Here is a 16282-nt window from a genome sequence, read left to right as displayed (position 1 = left end):
CGAATACGTAGTTATGCTGCGGGAGAGGAGACGTGGCGCTTTGGGAAGGTCGGAGCGCCGTGCCGCTCTACCGGTCACCTTGCGCTCGTGCAGAGGCTCGCAGCAGACGGCCACGGTTTGGCGAACCGCCGGTTGACAACGAGGATGACAGAATGACCATTTCCACCAAGATCGATTTCATCTACCTGTCCGAGCCCGATATGGTGCGCGCCGGTGTGACCGACATGCCCGCCTGTGTCGATGCCATGGAAGAGATGTTCGCGTTGCTTGCTGGTGGCGACTATCGCATGGCCGGAGCGAACAACAGTTCGCACGGCTCGCTGATCCTGTTCCCCGAAAATTCGCCGTTCCCGAACATGCCGAAGCCCACGGCAGATCGCCGTTTCATGGCGATGCCGGCCTATCTTGGCGGCAAATTCGGCACGACCGGCGTGAAATGGTACGGCTCCAACATCGCGAACCGGGAGAGGGGCCTGCCGCGTTCGATCCTGATGTTCATCCTGAATGACACCGATACAGGCGCGCCGCTCGCGCTGATGTCGGCAAACCTGCTGTCGGCCTATCGCACCGGCGCTGTGCCGGGGGTTGGCGCCAGGCATCTGGCGAGAAAGGACTCCAGGGTTGCAGGCATCCTCGGTCCGGGCGTCATGGGCAAGACCTCGCTCAGCGCTTTCATCGCCGCCTGCCCCGGCATCGACACCGTCAAGGTGAAGGGACGTGGTCGCAAGAATCTCGACGCTTTCGCGGAATGGGTCAGAAGTACCTATCCGCAGGTCAAACATATCGAGGAAGTCGGCACCGACGAGGAACTGGTGCGCGGATCCGATGTGGTGGCCTATTGCTCATCCGGCCCGACGGGCGATCCGTCCACCTATCCGCATGTGAAGCGCGAGTGGATCAGCCCCGGCACGTTCTTCGCCATGCCGGCCCTTGGAAATTTCGACCGCGGCGTCGAAGGTCCCGATGTGCGCAAGGTGCTGGAATTCACGCCGCTCTATGAGGCCTGGCACCACGAAACCCCGAAGCCGACGCACAATCACATTCCCGCGGTTGGCATGCGCTTCATGGATCTGGTCGACGAAGGCCGGCTGCGCATGGATGACATTGAGGATCTGAGCCGCATCGTTGCCGGCGAGGCGCCCGGCCGGCGGAATGACGACGAAATCATCATGCTTTCGGTCGGCGGCATGCCGGTCGAGGACGTCGCATGGGGAACGATCCTTTACCGCAATGCGATCGAGAAGGGGATTGGCGTGAAGCTCAATCTCTGGGACGAGCCGGTTCTTCGCTAGGCTTGCTGCAATCTGGAGAGACAAAAAATGGTTGATGTGATCAAGGTAAAAACCGGCAACAAGTTCGAGGACTGGGCCAGCTATTCGCGCGTGGTCGCGGTGGACAATCTGATTTTCGTGTCCAACACCGCGGGCCGGAATCCGGAAACCAAGGAGATTCCGGACGACATCACCGCGCAGACCGAGCAGGTTCTGGCCAATATCGAGCGGGCGCTTCGCGCGGTGGAATCTGGCCTGGAGGATGTGGTTTCATCACGAGTCTATGTTCAGGATCCGGCCGATGGCGATGCCGTGGGCGAGGTTCTGGGCAAGGCGTTTCGCGGCATCGATCCGGCGACGACGATGGTCTGCCCGGCATTGGGTTCCAAAGTCTACCGTGTGGAGATCGACGTGACGGCCTATCGTGGTGCGGGCAAGGGCAACACCAGGTTGATCAATCTCTCCGCCACGTGATCCACATGCCCATTCACTCCTAAGCGAACACGCACCGCGTTCAGGACCCTTCTCATGGCGCCGCTCATCAGACCCGTACAGACCTCATCCGATTTGCCCAAGCAGACCACTGTCGTCATTCTCGGCGGCGGGATCATCGGGCTGACGGCCGGTCTGACGCTTGCCGAGCGAGGCATTCCGGTCACCATTCTGGAAAAGGGGCGGATTGGCGCAGAGCAGTCATCCCGGAATCTCGGCTGGGTGCGGAAGCTGAACCGCCACCCAGAGGATGTGGCCCTCGCCGTGACCTCCGACCAGCTCTGGACACAGATGCCCCAGCGCACGGGCTTTGACGCGGGGTACCGGCGCGCCGGCATCATGTATGCCGCGCGTACCGAAGCCGAAATGGAGCCTCACAGGAAATGGCTACAGGCCGTCTCTGACCTTTCGCTCGATTCCCGCCTCGTGACGCCGCGCGAGATCGACGATCTGATGCCCGGCACGGCACAGAAATGGGCGGGTGGCATCTATACGCCCTCGGACGGTTATGCCGAGCCGACGCTGGCTTCGAGCGCGATCGCGACGGCGGCGCAGCAGAAGGGCGCAGTCATCATCGAGAATTGCACCGCATTTTCGCTTTCCCTTGCGGGAGGGCGGGTGGCGGGCGTCCACACCGAGCGCGGCGAAATCAAATGCGATCAGGTGCTGCTTGCCGCCGGGCTGTGGTCGCGTCGCTTCCTTGGCAATATGGGCATCTCGTTGCCCACGCTTCCGATGGTCGCCTCCGTCATCCGCACAGCGCCCATGGACGGGCCGTCGGATATCGCGTTCGGGGCTTCGGATTTTTCGTTTCGAAAGCGGCTGGACGGCGGATACACCGTGACCCAGCGCGGCGCGCTCTGCCATCCGCTGACCATCGACAACCTGTTGATCGGGCTCAAATATCTGCCGACCCTTCGGGACAATTGGAAGTATTTGCGTTTATCGCTGGGGCGCGAGTTCCTTGGCGATCTCGGCTTGCCGAGACGGTGGAAGGATACCGGTCCTTCACCATTCGAGCGGGTGCGCACAAAGGACCCCTTGGTCGATGCGGGCCTTATCGCCGAAGCCATCGCCAATACGGTCAAGGCCTTCCCGGTTTTCGAGAAAGCCGAGATCAGGGAGACCTGGGCCGGGATGATCGACGTCACCCCGGATTCGCTGCCGGTTATTTCAGGCCTTGATCGGGTCCCCGGCCTGACATTGGCCACCGGATTCTCGGGTCATGGTTTCGGCACGTCGCCCGCCGCAGGCCAACTGGCTGCCGATCTCGTGTCGAACGCAACGCCGATCGTCGACCCGGCACCCTACCGCTTCAGCCGGCTTTCGAAATAGCCAACGCGTTGGGGCTGCGAGGCCTTCGAAACCTCTTCATGACAAGCAAAAAGGTCGCGACCAGCTTGGTGTATGCTGGTCGCGACCTTTCGTTTGCATTGTCTGGATGCTCTTCGCTGTATCCTACCTCAGCAGGCCTGGAAGCCAGGATGTCAACTGCGGGAAGACGATCATGAGCGCCAGAATGATAAATTCGAGCAGGATGAATGGCGCGACCGCGGCATAGATGGTCGTGACCTTCAGCTGCTTTCCGACGACGCCTTGCATCACGAATAGCAGCAGGCCGAAAGGCGGTGTAATAAGGCTGATCTCGAGAACGATCAGCACGAGCACGCCGAACCAGAGCTGGTCGATCCCGAGGCCGGCTACGATCGGCATGAAGATCGGCAGGGTCAGCATCATCATCGACAGTTGATCCATGAAACAGCCGAGGAACACCAGCACGGCGAGCATGCCGAGCACCAGAAGAAGCGGTGTCAGGCCGGAGGACGTTACCATCTCGGCAAGGCTCTGGGTCGCGCCGCTGAAGGCGAGGATCTGCGAGAAGGTGCCCGAGGTACAGATAATGATCAGGAGCATGCCGCTGAATTTCGTGGTTTCGACCAGCGATTTGCGCAGGCTTTCGATCGACAGTGCCCGGTAGCCCGCAGCCGCAACGATTGTTGCAAGCACGCCGATCGCCGATGCCTCGGTCGGCGTGGCGACGCCGGTGAACATGCTGCCCACGACCGCCACGAAGATCAGCATGAGCGGCAACACATGGGTTACCACCGGCATCAGCCGTTGCTTCCAGGTCAACTCCTTGACATCAAATACCGGCGCAATATCGGGCCTGATGACACAGCTTACGATAATGAATCCCAGGAACAGGAGTGCCATCAGGACGCCTGGAACGATCGCGGTCAGCAGCAGGTCGTTGATGGATATCTGCGCCAGGCTGCCTAGGAGCACGCCGAGGCTTGATGGCGGAATGAGCATGGCGATGCCGCCAACGGCAAGGACCGGGCCGACCGCCATGACCGGGTGATAACCGCGATCGTGCATTTGCGGATAAAGCGTACGCCCCACCACTGCGACATTGGCGATGGTCGATCCCGAAAGCGAGGAGAACACCGTGCCGCTCAGAACGGCGACGATGGAGAGGCGCCCGGGCACGCGGGATATCAGCCGGTCAATCGCATCGATCGATCGTGATGCCATGCCGGTCTGCAACATGATCTCGCCCATCAGGACGAACAGCGGCACCGGCGCGAGCGAATAGTTGGCGACGGCGGGCCCCATGTTTCTCACCATTTGCGTGAGCCCGATTTCCCCACCGAGAAAGATGATGGCGCCAACAATGTTGACCACCAGAAAGGCGAACACGATCGGTAGGCCGATCAGCAGCATGGCCACCACGCCGCCGAACATCAGCAATAGTGCGAAAGTCCATTCCTGCATGATTATTGCGCCTTGTGTTGAGCAGAGCCCGTGGAGGGGAGGGCCGCCGAGACGATCCGGCCGAGAAATTCGATGCTTAGCAGGGCCATCACCAGTGGCACTTGCCATTGAAGCAGCCAGTCCTGAATGATGAGATCGCGAAAGATCAGCTGGCCCGATGTGTACGATTGCATGAGGAGCCGGACGCCGATCCAGAAGGTCACGCTTGTGGCACAGAGCCCCAGTACCCAGGTCAGCAACGCGGTGGCCGAGCGCAATTTTTGCGGCAGAAGGTCGACGACCACGTTGACCGCGAGATGACCGTTGTGGTGCAGCAGCCAGGGCGCGGCAAGCATCGCCATCATGAACAGCGCGTATTCCGACAGTTCCACGACGCCCGGCAAGAACGGCAGATGCAGCGTGCGGGTGATGGCTTCTCCGCCGATCAGGAGCACGAGCACCGCAAGCATCGCAATGGCGATGGCGGCGAGGAAATTTATGATGAGTAGATAAATCCTAACGAGAAATGTCATGTCAGGGTGTCCTGGGCTGGCGTCTGGCGCTTGGAAGGGCGTTGGAAGTTCAGCCTTGACGTCAATCGATCGGCTTCGGACGCACTACCGTCACGCATGTGTACCCGCATCGATGACAGAGCTGGGGCGTATGGCGCCGCAAGGTCTGCCGGCCGGGGAACATGTGCGACGGCGGTGCAACCGGATTGCCGTTGGGATTGGCGCCAGAAAGGACCGGGGAGGCGCCCCGGTCCAACTGGCTGAGCAAGGACAACTATTTCATCAGCGCCTTGCGGATGGCCGGGATGGTCTCCGGGCTCTGCTTTTCGAGGTCGGCCCAATACTGCTCCAACGCGAGATCGACATATTCGTGGCCGATATCGATGGTCTTGATGCCTGCGTTTTTCTGGAACTCGATTTCGTCCTGAAGCGCTTTCTCGGTCCACTCGACCATGTAGTCGTCGAACCACGCCACCGAGTCGAAGAGCACCTTGCGCTGCTCGTCGTCGAGTTTCTCAAGGCTCTTCTCGTTCATGATCACGGTCACGTCGACATTATAGAAACCCGGGTCGATCCGGACCTTGGTCTCGGGGGCCCAGCCCATCTCGCCGATGCCGTTCAGCGGCCAGCCATAGCCCTCAACCACGCCGCGTTCGAGCGCCGTGAACACGTCGGGGGTCGGAATGTTCGTCCCCTCCACACCCAGTTGATCGTAAATCTGCTTGTAGATCGTCTGGCTGCGCAGCCGGCTGCCGCGGACATCGTCCAGGCTGTTTGCGTCCTTGTTGAGGTAGACGTGGAAGGTGATGCCGCCGCCATAGGTGGTCAGGTAGACGACGCCCATTTTCTCCTCGGCCATGTCGCTTATCATCTTGTAAGCGTCGGATTCGCGCAGTTCGGCCAGCGTGTGGTCGGTCAGCGATACGGCATCGGCTTCCACGAACATGCCTTTGTAGTAGGGCGGCGGAACCGCGGCCATGTCGAGCACGCCGGAGATCACGGCGTTGGGCTGCTCGGCGCCGGGAATGGCTTCCGGTCCCAACAGCCGAATCTGCAGAACGCCCTTGCCGACTTCGTTGACATGATCGACGAAAATGTCCATCGGCACGCCAAAGGAGGCGTTGGGCGGAATGAAGACACCGGCCTTGAGCGTAACCTCCTCGGCCGTGGCTACTGTGAAGGACAAGGCCAGACCGACTGCGGACAAGCCGGCAAGCAATAAGCGACGCATATAAATTCCCCTTTTTTCCATTTTTGGCTCTCGATCCGAGGACCGGAGTTTTGTAAACCGCGATGTTTCCACGTCTGCCGAACCGGCCGCAGCTTCTTCAGCGCGTGGTCATGTGTACTGCACACTCCGTCCGGTCGTTCCCCGATCTTGGCGCCGAGGTAGCCGACCCTGTTTGCGCACCCTGTCCGGACGCGGCGGATATTATTATAGTTATAAAATAAATTGGAACTCAAGCGCTATTTCTAGCGGCGACGTTCGGACTGCGGGCATGCTGATGATCGAGCCCTGTCAGCCTTGGCCTGCGTTTACTGAACTGTTACGCTCGCCAATGAAAGACATCGACCTTTCGCCATCGTTGCGATTAGAGTCCTTCAGGTTTAAATGGAATCCGTTCTGTTTGTCGAAACCGGACATTCCACGCGAACAAGCCCGCCGGCACAGCCGTAGCTATGGCGAAGGGCTTCGACAAAGTGGACGGCCGGTTGCGGCACATCCGAAGGGCGGTATGAATTTGCGCTTTTTTGGATCTGTTCGGAAAATGCAGTCCGGCCGTTAACGAGTTGCGATATGCACCGAAAAAGGCCAGCGCTTTGGTGCTGGCCTTAGTTTGCTGACAAACCTATCCTCAAGTGGCAAAGCCCAACGGCTTTTGACCAGTCAGGGAACCGCTCTAGTCAAACACCTCTGCGAGGTCGGCGTATCCGACGCCTTCCTTGATTTCGCGCAGCCGTGCATAGGCCACCGAAACCGCAATCGAAATCAGGGCCGTGGCGACGCCGTTGATCAGGCCGAGTGCAATGGCGACAATGAGCATCGGGATCGGCAGCAGGCCTGCCGCGAGCGCGACCAGGAACGTGATGACGAAGATGATGATGTAGGCGACCACGATGAAGCCGATGATCGGCCAGCGGTATTCCTTCGTCAGTTGACGACTGCGCGCAAGGGCGCCGAAACCCATGCCCTCGATCATCACGACGGGGACGCAGACGGCCCAGGCGCCGGCGAGCCAGAGCCCCGGAACGATGAACAGCATAAAGGCGATGGCAACGCCGAAGGACGCGACAAGCGTGACGAGGATGAGCGCCGGCAGGCGGCGGATCACGGCCTTCAGATAGGCCTCCAGCCGGACCGGGCGGCCCGACTTCGTGTCATAGGCGGCCAGAACCATCATGCCGGTCATGATCGAATAGAGCAGCATCGGCAGGATCGCCGAAACGAGTATGATGATGAAGACAGACGGGGTCGCCTGACCCGACGCGAACGGGTCGGCCTCAAACCCGGTGCCCAGACCCGTGGCATAGGAGGTGAGCTCAACGAGAATTCCGGGGACTGCGGACAGGATGACAAAGGTCATGAAACGTTGGCGCAAAACGGAGAATGTTTCTCCAATCCGCTCGTTCACGCCAAAGGCGGGCCTGGTGGCCGGGGCGTCGGTGGATGTCATGTTTGGCTTGCTCCTTCAGATTCGTCAAAACCTGGTGCTGACTAACCGATGAGACGAAAAAGTCCATGGTTTCAATGGAAAATGCGTCAGTCGGCACCCGAATGTTCGCTTCCGTAGTGTTTGTCAGCGCGCGCGTCGCCGAACAGTTTCTTCTGTTCGAGATAGCCCCGCTGGGCGATGTAGAACGCCTGCAGGAAGGCTTCTTCCTCATGCGGCGCGATGGTTTCTTCATAGCCGATCTTGCGGCGAATGCGCATGGCGGCGTCGGAAAGCCGCGGACGGCTGATTTCGTTTCGCTCGCCGCGCAGCAGTTTTTCCAGAACCTGCAGCTCATAGGCGCCGTAAAGGTCCATCTGCGTCGGCGTGAAAACGAAACGCTCCGCCGATGGCGTTGCGGGGGCGCTGGCCAGATCGGGCAGAAGCGCCGCAGCGGGCGTTGCAATCACGGCCGTGCCGGCGATCAGGTCGCCGATGCGCTGGCTTTGCGCGTTGAAAGCGGGAAAGGCGATCACAACAATCAGCCATGCCAGCGCGACCAAGGGGATCAGAAGATTATCGGGCGTTGCGCCGAACAGCAAAAGGATCGGCGTGAAGATTTCGATTTCCTTGAGCAGATTGCGCACCACGATCTGATGCACCGACAATCCGCCGCCCTCTACGGAGACCGCGCGGATGCCCAGCAGCCGCTTGCCCGGCGTGCGCCCGTTGGCGAGCAGTTCCGCGAGGATATAGTAGGGCGTCCCGATGAACAGAAAGATCAGCGATGCGATTGCCGTGGCGGTCGCAAAATCCACCGATCCGATCAGCCCCACCGCCACCAGCAACAGCAGGCTGGCGCCTACCGTGATGATGATGTCGATGATTTGCGCGCCGGCGCGGGCGAACAGGCTGGCGATCCTGAGATCGAACGGCACGCCCTCGGGCGGCACGATCGTCAGCAGCCGGCCGCCCGCTTTCACCTTCCCGCTGTGTCTGGCTTTGGCGGTTCCGGGCTTTATCGTGGCTGTTTCGGCGCTCATAATGTCGCCTCCGTGGCCACTGGTCGGCTCCTTGCGAAGCCCTTCTGCCGCCCGGCACCCAGCAACCAGAAAAACCAGAGCGCGCCGATGCTCCAGCCGATCGCGATCCGCCACACCGGCGCGGTCACGAGTTGCCGGGCGAAGCCTTCCAGCAGCCCGGCGGCCACCAGCATCAGCGCCGCCAACACGGCCAGCTTGACCGCATCATGCGCGGCGTCGGCGAGCGCGGCCTTGCGCGTTTTCTCGCCCGGAAACAGAACCGCGCGTCCCAGTCGAAAGCCGCCCGCCGTGGCGATGGCGATCGCGGAAAGCTCGGTGACGCCATGGATCGAAAGCCAGGCGAACAGGTCCAGTCCCAGCCCCTTGTCCGCATAGACCGCGCCGAGAGCACCGATGACGCTGCCATTGTAGAGCATCAGCAGCGCGCTCGGCACGCAGGCGAGAATGCCGAGAACGAAGGAGAAGATGGCAACCCTTGTATTGTGCGAAAACAGATAGGTCGCGAAGGCGCCGAGTTCTTCGATCGCGCCCGGTTCGCTGTCGTAAATCACCCGGCGCAGCGCATCGGCGCTGGCCTGCGGGCCGCGCCCAGCCGCCAGCCCTTCCGGCACAAAGGCATAGAACCAGGTCGGGTCCGTTCGCGTCAGCGCAAAAGCCGCCACGCCGCCCAGAACCATCAGGACGAAGGCGAGTACGAGTTCGATGCCCGAACGACGGAAAGCCAGCGGCGCGCCCTGGCGGAAGAAGCGGGAGACAATGCCGCGAATGCTGGCGCGCGGCGCATAGACCACCAGATAGGCCCGCGCGCACAGGCTTTCCAGATAGGCGACAATCGCGCTATCGAGCGAGATCTCGCGCGCCACCGAAAGCGCGTTCACCGCCTGCCTGTAAAGCGTCACCAGATCGCGGGCATCCTCGAAGGCGAGGCTTTTCACGCCCCGCCGTTCCGCCTGGTCCAGAATGGCCTGCAGCCGCAGCCAGTCGCTTTCGCGTTCCAGGCGAAAACGGCTTGAACGGATCGTTTCGCCGGATGTTTTCATATCAGCTCCCGGGAGCGGATGGAGAGGTAGGTCGAGATCAGTTCCGGTCTCAGCCCGCCCGGCGCGGTTTCGATGACGAAGACGCCAAGCCGGGAAAGACTATTCAGCACCCGCCGGCGCTCCCGCTCGAGATCGGCGGCGGCCGCCACCTCGGAGACCATGGCGAGGCTGTTCACCGACTTGTGGTGATAGGCCGCAAGCAGCGGATCGCGCAGGCTGACGAACACCACCACATGATGCCGGTTCAGCATCTGCACATTTTCAATCAGCAGCTCCGCCGTCGTCGTGTCGACGAAGTCGGAGAACACGACAACGAGGCTGCGTCGGGACAGGCGCTGGTGCAGATGGCTGAGCGCCAGCGTGTGGTTGGTCTCCACCAGCCGGTAGTCCAGCGCCGCCGTGTGCGAGCGCAGCTGCGCGAAGGCGCGCCGGCCCTCCATCGGCGGCACGAACAGGCGCGGCCTTGCATCAAAGGCGAACAGCCCGACCCTGTCGCCGCTCTGGATGCCGGCCCAGGCAAGCGCCAGCGAGGCGTTGATCATGTGGTCGATCTTGGCGAGCCCGTCGATCGGCTCGCGCATAAGATGACCGTTGTCGAGGGCGAGCACGATCGCGTGGTTGCGCTCTGCCTGCATCTGCCGCGCCACCAGCCCGCCATGGCGGGCGCTGCGCTTGTAATCGATCATGCGGGTGTCCATCCCGGCTACGAATTCGCGGAGCTGATGAAACTCCGAGCCTTCGCCATGAATGCTGGCCGCCTTCGCGCCAAACTCCGTCGTGGCGAGCTGCGTGTCGATTGCGCCCGAGGTGATCGCGCGGATGCTTGGAACGACGGCGATTTCGCGGTCGAGCGGATGATTGGCGATGAGGTCAAGAAGACCGAGACGGCTCCTGCGCAGCGTCGAGACGGACGCGATCCGCCACTTGCCCCGTTTCAAAGCGCGCGCGGGAAGATCGGCGGCGGCGATATGCGCCCCCGTGGGCATCAGCCTGAAGTCTCCCGGACCGGCCAGCCCCTCCGGCCAGCGCAGACGGCCGGCGGCTGGCGCTACAGCGCGCGTGCCCTCCTTGCCCTTCAGCCGCAGCGCAACAATCCCTTCCTCACCCGCAAAGATTTCGGCCGGCGCGTCGATCTCCATGGCGAAATGACGCGCGCCGGGGCTGACAGCCCAGTCCGCGATCACCGCCGCACCGAGCAGCAGCCATGCACCGGCAACGATCTCGACCGGAACCGCGGGCACTGCGAGAACCGCGACCGTCAAGACCGCCAGAGCGCAGGCCAGAGCAAGGAGCAGGACGGAGGGACGCATCAGCGGGGCGCTTCGGTTCTGTCGAGTATGCCCTCCAGCACCGCCTGCGGCGTGCGGCCCTCGATCTCGGCCGCCGGTCCCAAAACGATGCGATGGCGCATCACCGGAACGAACAGGCCCTTGACGTCGTCGGGCAACGCATAGTCGCGACCGTCGAGCGCCGCGCGGGCGCGGACCGCGCCGCAAAGGGCATCCGCCGCGCGGGTCGACACGCCGTGCGCGATATCGCCATCCTCGCGCGTCGCCCGCGCCAGCGCCAGAACATAGCGCAATATCGTCTCGTCCAGGCGAATGTCGTCGATCAGAGCCTGTCCGGCGCGGATGTCCTCAAGGTCGGCCACGGGCTTGATCGCCGCCTGTCTTGCATGCGCATCGAGCCCCTGATTGGCGTGGCGCTTGAGGATCTCGAACTCCGCCGTCTTATCCGGGTGATCGATGACCAGCTTGAACAGGAACCGGTCGAGCTGCGCTTCCGGCAGGGGATAGGTGCCCTGCTGCTCGATCGGGTTCTGGGTCGCGACCACGAAGAAGACGTCACCGACGGAATGATCCACACCGTCGATCGTCGCCTGGCGTTCGCTCATCACCTGCAAAAGGGCGGCCTGTGTTTTCGGCGGCGCGCGGTTGATCTCGTCGGTTAGCAGGATATCGGTGAAGATCGGTCCCTTGATCAGTTCGAAGCGCCGGGCATCGAAGTCGAAAATGTTCGAGCCCGTCACATCGCCCGGCATCAGGTCCGGCGTGAACTGGATGCGCTTGAAATCGAGGGTCAGCGATGCGGCGAGGCTGCGCGCCAGCAGGGTCTTTGCCGTGCCGGGCGGCCCCTCCAGCAGGCAGTGGCCGCGCGCGAACAGCGAGATCAGCAGGAGTTCGACAATCGCCTCCTGCCCCTGAACCGCCTTTTCAATCTCACCGGTCAGCCGGTCGCGAAGGTCGCGAAGCGTGTCCAAATGCATCGAGGGTCTCCTGAAATGCTTCTTCAAAGGGAATGAGCGCCGCAAGGCGCTGATGGGTCTCGGGTCCGTCTCCGGCCAGTTGGCCATAGGCCTCGGCCAGACGCTTGCCGGTTTCGGGAACGCGGTGGCTGACGCGGCGGATGATTTCGCCGGCAATTTCGTTTGCGGGCATCGGCCGGCGCGCGGCGCCAAGCACGATGCCGTCGAGCGTCTCCATACGCGCCCGGATATAGGCCGAAACGAGATCGCGCTCGCTGCCTGCAAGCCGCAACAGCCGCGCCGAAGCCGTAATGGTGCGCGCCTTGGAGGCCATGTCGAGGGCACTCGCTTCGCCGACCGGCGCGCCGAACCGGCGGCTTCCGCGCCACAGCGCGAGCCCGGACGCGATGACAATGCCGATCCAGAACAGCGAAAACGGGTATTCGAAAAACCGGCCGAGGTCGGCGAGCGAACGCGTCCGCGGGTCCTGGCCGCTAGTGTCGGTGATATTGGCGTAGGTGGTCGTGTCGATATAGACCGGACGGCCCGCGGCAAGCGGCGCGATCATCGCCACCGCGATATCCGCGTTGTCGCCATTGGCGAGCCCGTGATTGTCCACCAGATCGGGGTCGGATAGCAGGTAGAAGCTGCGGCCCTCGCCCCAGAGATCATCGCAGCGGGCAAGCAGCGTGCCCCGCCCGGCAAGGGAAAGGAGCGGCATGCAGGCATCGTCGACGATATCGCTGAGCACCCGCGGCGCATAAAGCGCCGCCTCGTCCGCAAGCGTTTCCTCCGTCAGATCCTTCGTGACGGGCGCTTGCACGAAGCCATCGCCGGCCGCCGCGACGGTGGGGCCGCGCCAGAGGCCGAAGATCGTCATCTGTCCCGGCGGAATAAGCACGTCGGGATCGGCGGTGCCGCTGGTGATCATGTCGCTGCGCCATTTGGGCAGGATCACAAGCGTGTCCGCGCTTTCGATCTTGGACCGGAATGCCGCAAGCGAGAGGTTGCGCAGCGTCGCGCGCGGGCTTCCTTGCTCAAGCTCCTCGGCTTCCCGAGGTCCGACCGTCAGATCGGTGTCATAAAGCGGCAGGATGCGCAGGATCGGTGTCTTTTGCCCGACGATCTCCTCGGGAGCCGTGTTCAGAACATCCATGCCCTGATCCCGCAGCCAGATCGCAAGCCCGTCCGTGCCGATGGCGCTGCGGTCGATGCGGCTCGAAGAGGACGAAAAATACATCAGCGCAAGCCCGGCAATCACAACCACGGCCAGAATGATGAGAGGGGCGGAATTGCCGGAAGCGTTGTCCTGAGATTGCTCGCTCATGTTTTGGCCCTCCTGAGGAACGGGGCCGCAAGGTCGAGACAATGCTGATACCGCGCGGGATCGATGGCGTGGCCGCCGAAAACGACGCGCTCGACTTCCAGAGCCAGCGTTTCAAGCGCCTCGCGCTGCGCGAACCCGCCGGGCAGGCGCTGCATGATTTCCCGCGTGGTGAGGCTGCGCTTGACCGGAATGCTGTTTTCCTCAGCCGCGAGGACCAGAAAACGCTGAAGCACGGCGCGCAGGCCTTCGCGGTGATCCGGTTCGCCGCGCAGCCTCTCGATAAGGTCATGGTCGATGGCAGTTGACGTGGTTTCCTGGGGGCGAGGTGTCGCGGAAAAGGCGCGTCCCCCATTGGAGCCGGCAAGTTCCGCAAATACGTTGCGGGAGCGGAAGGCAAGAACCGCCAAAGCCAGCACCAGAAACGCGATCAGCGCCCAGCCGGCCGATTTTCCGATGTCGAAATCGCCATTCTCCGGCCTGTCGGGAAGCTCGGGGACTTCCTTCTCACCGGAACTGTAGCTTATGCCGGTCTGCAGGCCCTTCCCCTCGACCGCCTCAAGATAGGCCTCGCCCGAGGGGCCTCGGGGCGGATCAAGCGGGCGGTCGGTCGCCTCCGTGCAACCGGCGGCGAGGCTCGCGACGACCAGCAATAAAGCCGCATAAATGGCTGACAGTATGCGGCTTTCCGGCTTCATCGAATCTGTCCCCGAGAACGTCCGTCCGGCTTTAGCACGTGTGCGGGGCGGCTTCAAACGCCAGGCGGTCGTCGCGCAAAGAGCAAGCTGCGACATAGGGCCGGCTTTCACATCGGGAAGAAAAGGCCGATCGCGAAGACCGAGGTAAGTCCGACGATGATGTTCATCGGAATACCCATTTTGAGGAAGTCGCTGAAGCGGTAATTGCCGGCGCCATAGACGAGCGTGTTTGTCTGGTAGCCAATCGGCGTCGCAAAGCTCGCACTTGCCGAGAACATGACCGCGACGACGAACGGACGCGGATCAAGACCGAGCTGGGTGGCAAGCGCTATGACGACGGGCGTGTAGACCACCGCCACGGCATTGTTGGTGACGGTTTCCGTCAGGATGGAGCCGACGAAATAGACCGCCAGCAGCATGAGCATTGGCGACAGGTTTTGCAGCCACGGTTTCAGCATACCCACGACAAGCTCCACGGCGCCGCTGTTTTCCAGGCCGGCGCCGACGATCAGCATCGCGAAGATCAGAATAAGAATGGATCCGTCTATGGTCTTCCAGGCCTCATCGCTGTCGATACAGCGCAGCGCGAGAATGACGGCAACGCCCAGCAGGGCAAGGATGCCGATCGGCAGAACATTGAAGGCGGCAAGCGTGACGATGCCGATCAGGGTCAGTACGGCAATCGGGGCCTGGCGACGCCGAAAGGCGCGGCCGCCTGGTTCCGTAACGGAAACAACGTCGCCGACCCTGGACAAATCATTGAAACCTTCGGACGTGCCCTCAAGAAGCAGTTTGTCTGCCGGCCGCAATTGAACATTCACCAAGTCGGGGCCGGCCACGTGGCTGGCGCGATAGGCGCCCAAAACACGCATGCCGGCGCGCCGCCCGAGCGCCAGGCCCGCTATGCTCGTGCCCGAGCTTCTGCGCGATGGCGACACGATAACTTCGGCCACGCGTGTCTCGGCATCCGGGTCCAGCAGAACCGAACGGCTCAGGCCCACCTGCAATCCGTCCTGCTCTTCAAGGGTCAGGAGCTCGGATGTCGGCGCAATGACGATCACCGTGTCTCCCTGTTGAAGGACGTGTTCGGACAAGTCGCCGCGTTCGATCTCGCTCCCGCGCTTTATGCCTGTCACGCGAATGCCGGAACGCTGAAAATCGCTGGCTTCGGAGAGCGTTTTTCCGATGCCGGCATACTTGGACAGAATTGTGATCTCGGACAGAAACGGCGTCTCCTCATCAAGGACATTCTCATCGCTATCGCGTTGCGGGAGAAGGAACTTGCCGAGCACGAAAACAGAAACGCCGCCTACGATCGCGGAGATGATGCCGACGGGCGCGATCTCGAAGATCGAGAACGCCTCCAGACCGTTCTGTTGCGCAACACCTGCCACCAGAAGATTGGTGGAGGTGCCGATCAACGTGCATGTCCCTCCGAGAATGGCCGTGTAGGAAAGCGGGATCAGCAGCCGGGTCGGCGCCATGCTCAGGCTCGCCGCAAGCCGAACAACCACCGGAATGAGAACGAGAACAACGGGCGTGCTGTTCATGAAGGCGGAGGCAGCGGCGGCGATGAAGATAAAGATTACAATCGCCAGGACCGGGTGAGATTTGGCGCGTTCCACGATGAAATCGGCAAGGGCATCCAGTACGCCGGTGCGCAGCAGCGCGCCTGAGACCACGAACATCGCCCCGATTGTGATCGGAGCAGAGCTGGAAAACACGCCCATCACATCATCCGCAGGCACCAGTCCAAGGATAATGAACACGGCGGCGCCGATGACGGCCGTGACGTCCGGCGGGTACTTTTCGAGCGTGAAAGCGACAAACAAAAGCGCCAGAAGCACTAGTGCCACAATGGCTGGGGAAACGCCGATGAACTCGATCATAACTATCCGTTCTGCTGTCCAGCACATATGAGAATGCTGCTATGAATTCGGTCACGCTAGGGCCGGTTCAAGCCTCAATAGCAACAAAACGGGTCAGCAGGAAACGGTGGCCGGCAAGGTTCCAGTCATTGATCCTTGGCATAAGGCGTCATAGCCCCGCTATAGGGGCGCCGCTACGACACTGAGTTGATCGTCAGCTGGTAAAGTCTGGTTATTATAATAGGATGTTTTCAGGGTTGTCTGATTGGCCGAAAGCGGACTCGATCGAGTCTCGCGATTCGTCGCGCGGATGGGGCCGACACCCGGGAGACAGGCGCTTTCGTGGCGCGGTGCACTCCATGTGTTGGTTTGCCCCACCGATGC

Annotated in this window: 14 protein-coding genes; 3 read left to right on the top strand and 11 right to left on the bottom strand. The window is 61.8% G+C overall.

The window, feature by feature from the left end:
• Positions 1-152: 152 nt before the first annotated feature.
• Genes K7H91_RS11390 through K7H91_RS11380 form a run of 3 tightly spaced genes read left to right on the top strand, consistent with a single transcriptional unit; the run spans position 153 to position 3098 of the window.
• Positions 153-1292, top strand: a complete 1140-nt coding sequence (locus tag K7H91_RS11390; RefSeq protein ID WP_230720352.1) for a tyramine oxidase subunit B — start codon at positions 153-155, stop codon at positions 1290-1292.
• Between the two features lie 27 nt (positions 1293-1319).
• Positions 1320-1745 carry a RidA family protein gene (locus K7H91_RS11385; protein ID WP_230720351.1) on the top strand — a complete coding sequence of 142 codons (426 nt, stop codon included), beginning with the start codon at positions 1320-1322 and terminating at the stop codon, positions 1743-1745.
• Positions 1746-1799: 54 nt separating this feature from the next.
• The gene (locus tag K7H91_RS11380) at positions 1800-3098 is read left to right on the top strand and encodes an NAD(P)/FAD-dependent oxidoreductase (RefSeq protein ID WP_230720350.1); all 1299 of its coding nucleotides are present in this window, start codon (positions 1800-1802) and stop codon (positions 3096-3098) included.
• A gap of 123 nt (positions 3099-3221) precedes the next feature.
• Here K7H91_RS11380 and K7H91_RS11375 read toward each other — a convergent pair whose 3' ends face one another.
• From K7H91_RS11375 to K7H91_RS11325, 11 genes are all read right to left on the bottom strand, one after another.
• Positions 3222-4538 carry a TRAP transporter large permease gene (locus K7H91_RS11375; protein ID WP_230720349.1) on the bottom strand — a complete coding sequence of 439 codons (1317 nt, stop codon included), beginning with the start codon at positions 4536-4538 and terminating at the stop codon, positions 3222-3224.
• Positions 4539-4540: 2 nt separating this feature from the next.
• Positions 4541-5050, bottom strand: a complete 510-nt coding sequence (locus tag K7H91_RS11370) for a TRAP transporter small permease (protein WP_230720348.1) — start codon at positions 5048-5050, stop codon at positions 4541-4543.
• A 253-nt stretch (positions 5051-5303) separates the two neighbouring features.
• Positions 5304-6260: a TRAP transporter substrate-binding protein DctP gene (gene dctP / locus K7H91_RS11365; RefSeq protein ID WP_230720347.1), complete on the bottom strand. Its 957-nt coding sequence runs from the start codon at positions 6258-6260 to the stop codon at positions 5304-5306.
• Between the two features lie 670 nt (positions 6261-6930).
• Positions 6931-7704 (bottom strand): hypothetical protein, encoded by a 774-nt coding sequence (locus tag K7H91_RS11360; protein ID WP_230720346.1) that lies wholly within the window; start codon positions 7702-7704, stop codon positions 6931-6933.
• Positions 7705-7790: 86 nt separating this feature from the next.
• Entirely contained in the window at positions 7791-8723 is a 933-nt protein-coding gene (locus tag K7H91_RS11355) for an RDD family protein (RefSeq protein WP_230720345.1), read from the bottom strand.
• Complete coding sequence (locus K7H91_RS11350) at positions 8720-9763, bottom strand: stage II sporulation protein M (RefSeq protein WP_230720344.1); 1044 nt, start codon at positions 9761-9763, stop codon at positions 8720-8722. Before K7H91_RS11350 ends, K7H91_RS11355 begins: the two co-directional genes overlap by 4 nt.
• The gene (locus tag K7H91_RS11345; RefSeq protein ID WP_230720343.1) at positions 9760-11073 is read right to left on the bottom strand and encodes a DUF58 domain-containing protein; all 1314 of its coding nucleotides are present in this window, start codon (positions 11071-11073) and stop codon (positions 9760-9762) included. Before K7H91_RS11345 ends, K7H91_RS11350 begins: the two co-directional genes overlap by 4 nt.
• On the bottom strand, positions 11073-12029 hold the full coding sequence (locus K7H91_RS11340) for an AAA family ATPase (protein ID WP_230720342.1): 957 nt from the start codon (positions 12027-12029) through the stop codon (positions 11073-11075). The genes K7H91_RS11345 and K7H91_RS11340 overlap by 1 nt, the downstream gene beginning before the upstream one ends.
• Positions 11983-13335 carry a hypothetical protein gene (locus K7H91_RS11335; protein WP_230720341.1) on the bottom strand — a complete coding sequence of 451 codons (1353 nt, stop codon included), beginning with the start codon at positions 13333-13335 and terminating at the stop codon, positions 11983-11985. Before K7H91_RS11335 ends, K7H91_RS11340 begins: the two co-directional genes overlap by 47 nt.
• On the bottom strand, positions 13332-14030 hold the full coding sequence (locus K7H91_RS11330; protein WP_230720340.1) for a DUF4129 domain-containing protein: 699 nt from the start codon (positions 14028-14030) through the stop codon (positions 13332-13334). Before K7H91_RS11330 ends, K7H91_RS11335 begins: the two co-directional genes overlap by 4 nt.
• 107 nt (positions 14031-14137) lie before the next feature.
• Positions 14138-15919, bottom strand: coding sequence for an SLC13 family permease (locus tag K7H91_RS11325; protein ID WP_230720339.1), 1782 nt, complete (start codon positions 15917-15919; stop codon positions 14138-14140).
• Positions 15920-16282 lie beyond the last annotated feature (363 nt).

The organism is Martelella mediterranea (assembly GCF_021021415.1).
In the GTDB taxonomy this organism is placed as follows: domain Bacteria; phylum Pseudomonadota; class Alphaproteobacteria; order Rhizobiales; family Rhizobiaceae; genus Martelella; species Martelella mediterranea_C.
This window is presented reverse-complemented; position numbering and strand designations above follow the sequence as displayed.

Coding starts and splice junctions, on each gene's coding strand:
- K7H91_RS11380 (WP_230720350.1), top strand. CDS start 1,800: ATGGCGCCGCTCATCAGACCCGTACAGACCTCATCCGATTTGCCCAAG.
- K7H91_RS11340 (WP_230720342.1), bottom strand. CDS start 12,029: ATGCATTTGGACACGCTTCGCGACCTTCGCGACCGGCTGACCGGTGAG.
- K7H91_RS11350 (WP_230720344.1), bottom strand. CDS start 9,763: ATGAAAACATCCGGCGAAACGATCCGTTCAAGCCGTTTTCGCCTGGAA.
- K7H91_RS11330 (WP_230720340.1), bottom strand. CDS start 14,030: ATGAAGCCGGAAAGCCGCATACTGTCAGCCATTTATGCGGCTTTATTG.
- K7H91_RS11375 (WP_230720349.1), bottom strand. CDS start 4,538: ATGCAGGAATGGACTTTCGCACTATTGCTGATGTTCGGCGGCGTGGTG.
- K7H91_RS11390 (WP_230720352.1), top strand. CDS start 153: ATGACCATTTCCACCAAGATCGATTTCATCTACCTGTCCGAGCCCGAT.
- K7H91_RS11335 (WP_230720341.1), bottom strand. CDS start 13,335: ATGAGCGAGCAATCTCAGGACAACGCTTCCGGCAATTCCGCCCCTCTC.
- K7H91_RS11325 (WP_230720339.1), bottom strand. CDS start 15,919: ATGATCGAGTTCATCGGCGTTTCCCCAGCCATTGTGGCACTAGTGCTT.
- dctP (WP_230720347.1), bottom strand. CDS start 6,260: ATGCGTCGCTTATTGCTTGCCGGCTTGTCCGCAGTCGGTCTGGCCTTG.
- K7H91_RS11355 (WP_230720345.1), bottom strand. CDS start 8,723: ATGAGCGCCGAAACAGCCACGATAAAGCCCGGAACCGCCAAAGCCAGA.
- K7H91_RS11345 (WP_230720343.1), bottom strand. CDS start 11,073: ATGCGTCCCTCCGTCCTGCTCCTTGCTCTGGCCTGCGCTCTGGCGGTC.
- K7H91_RS11370 (WP_230720348.1), bottom strand. CDS start 5,050: ATGACATTTCTCGTTAGGATTTATCTACTCATCATAAATTTCCTCGCC.
- K7H91_RS11360 (WP_230720346.1), bottom strand. CDS start 7,704: ATGACATCCACCGACGCCCCGGCCACCAGGCCCGCCTTTGGCGTGAAC.
- K7H91_RS11385 (WP_230720351.1), top strand. CDS start 1,320: ATGGTTGATGTGATCAAGGTAAAAACCGGCAACAAGTTCGAGGACTGG.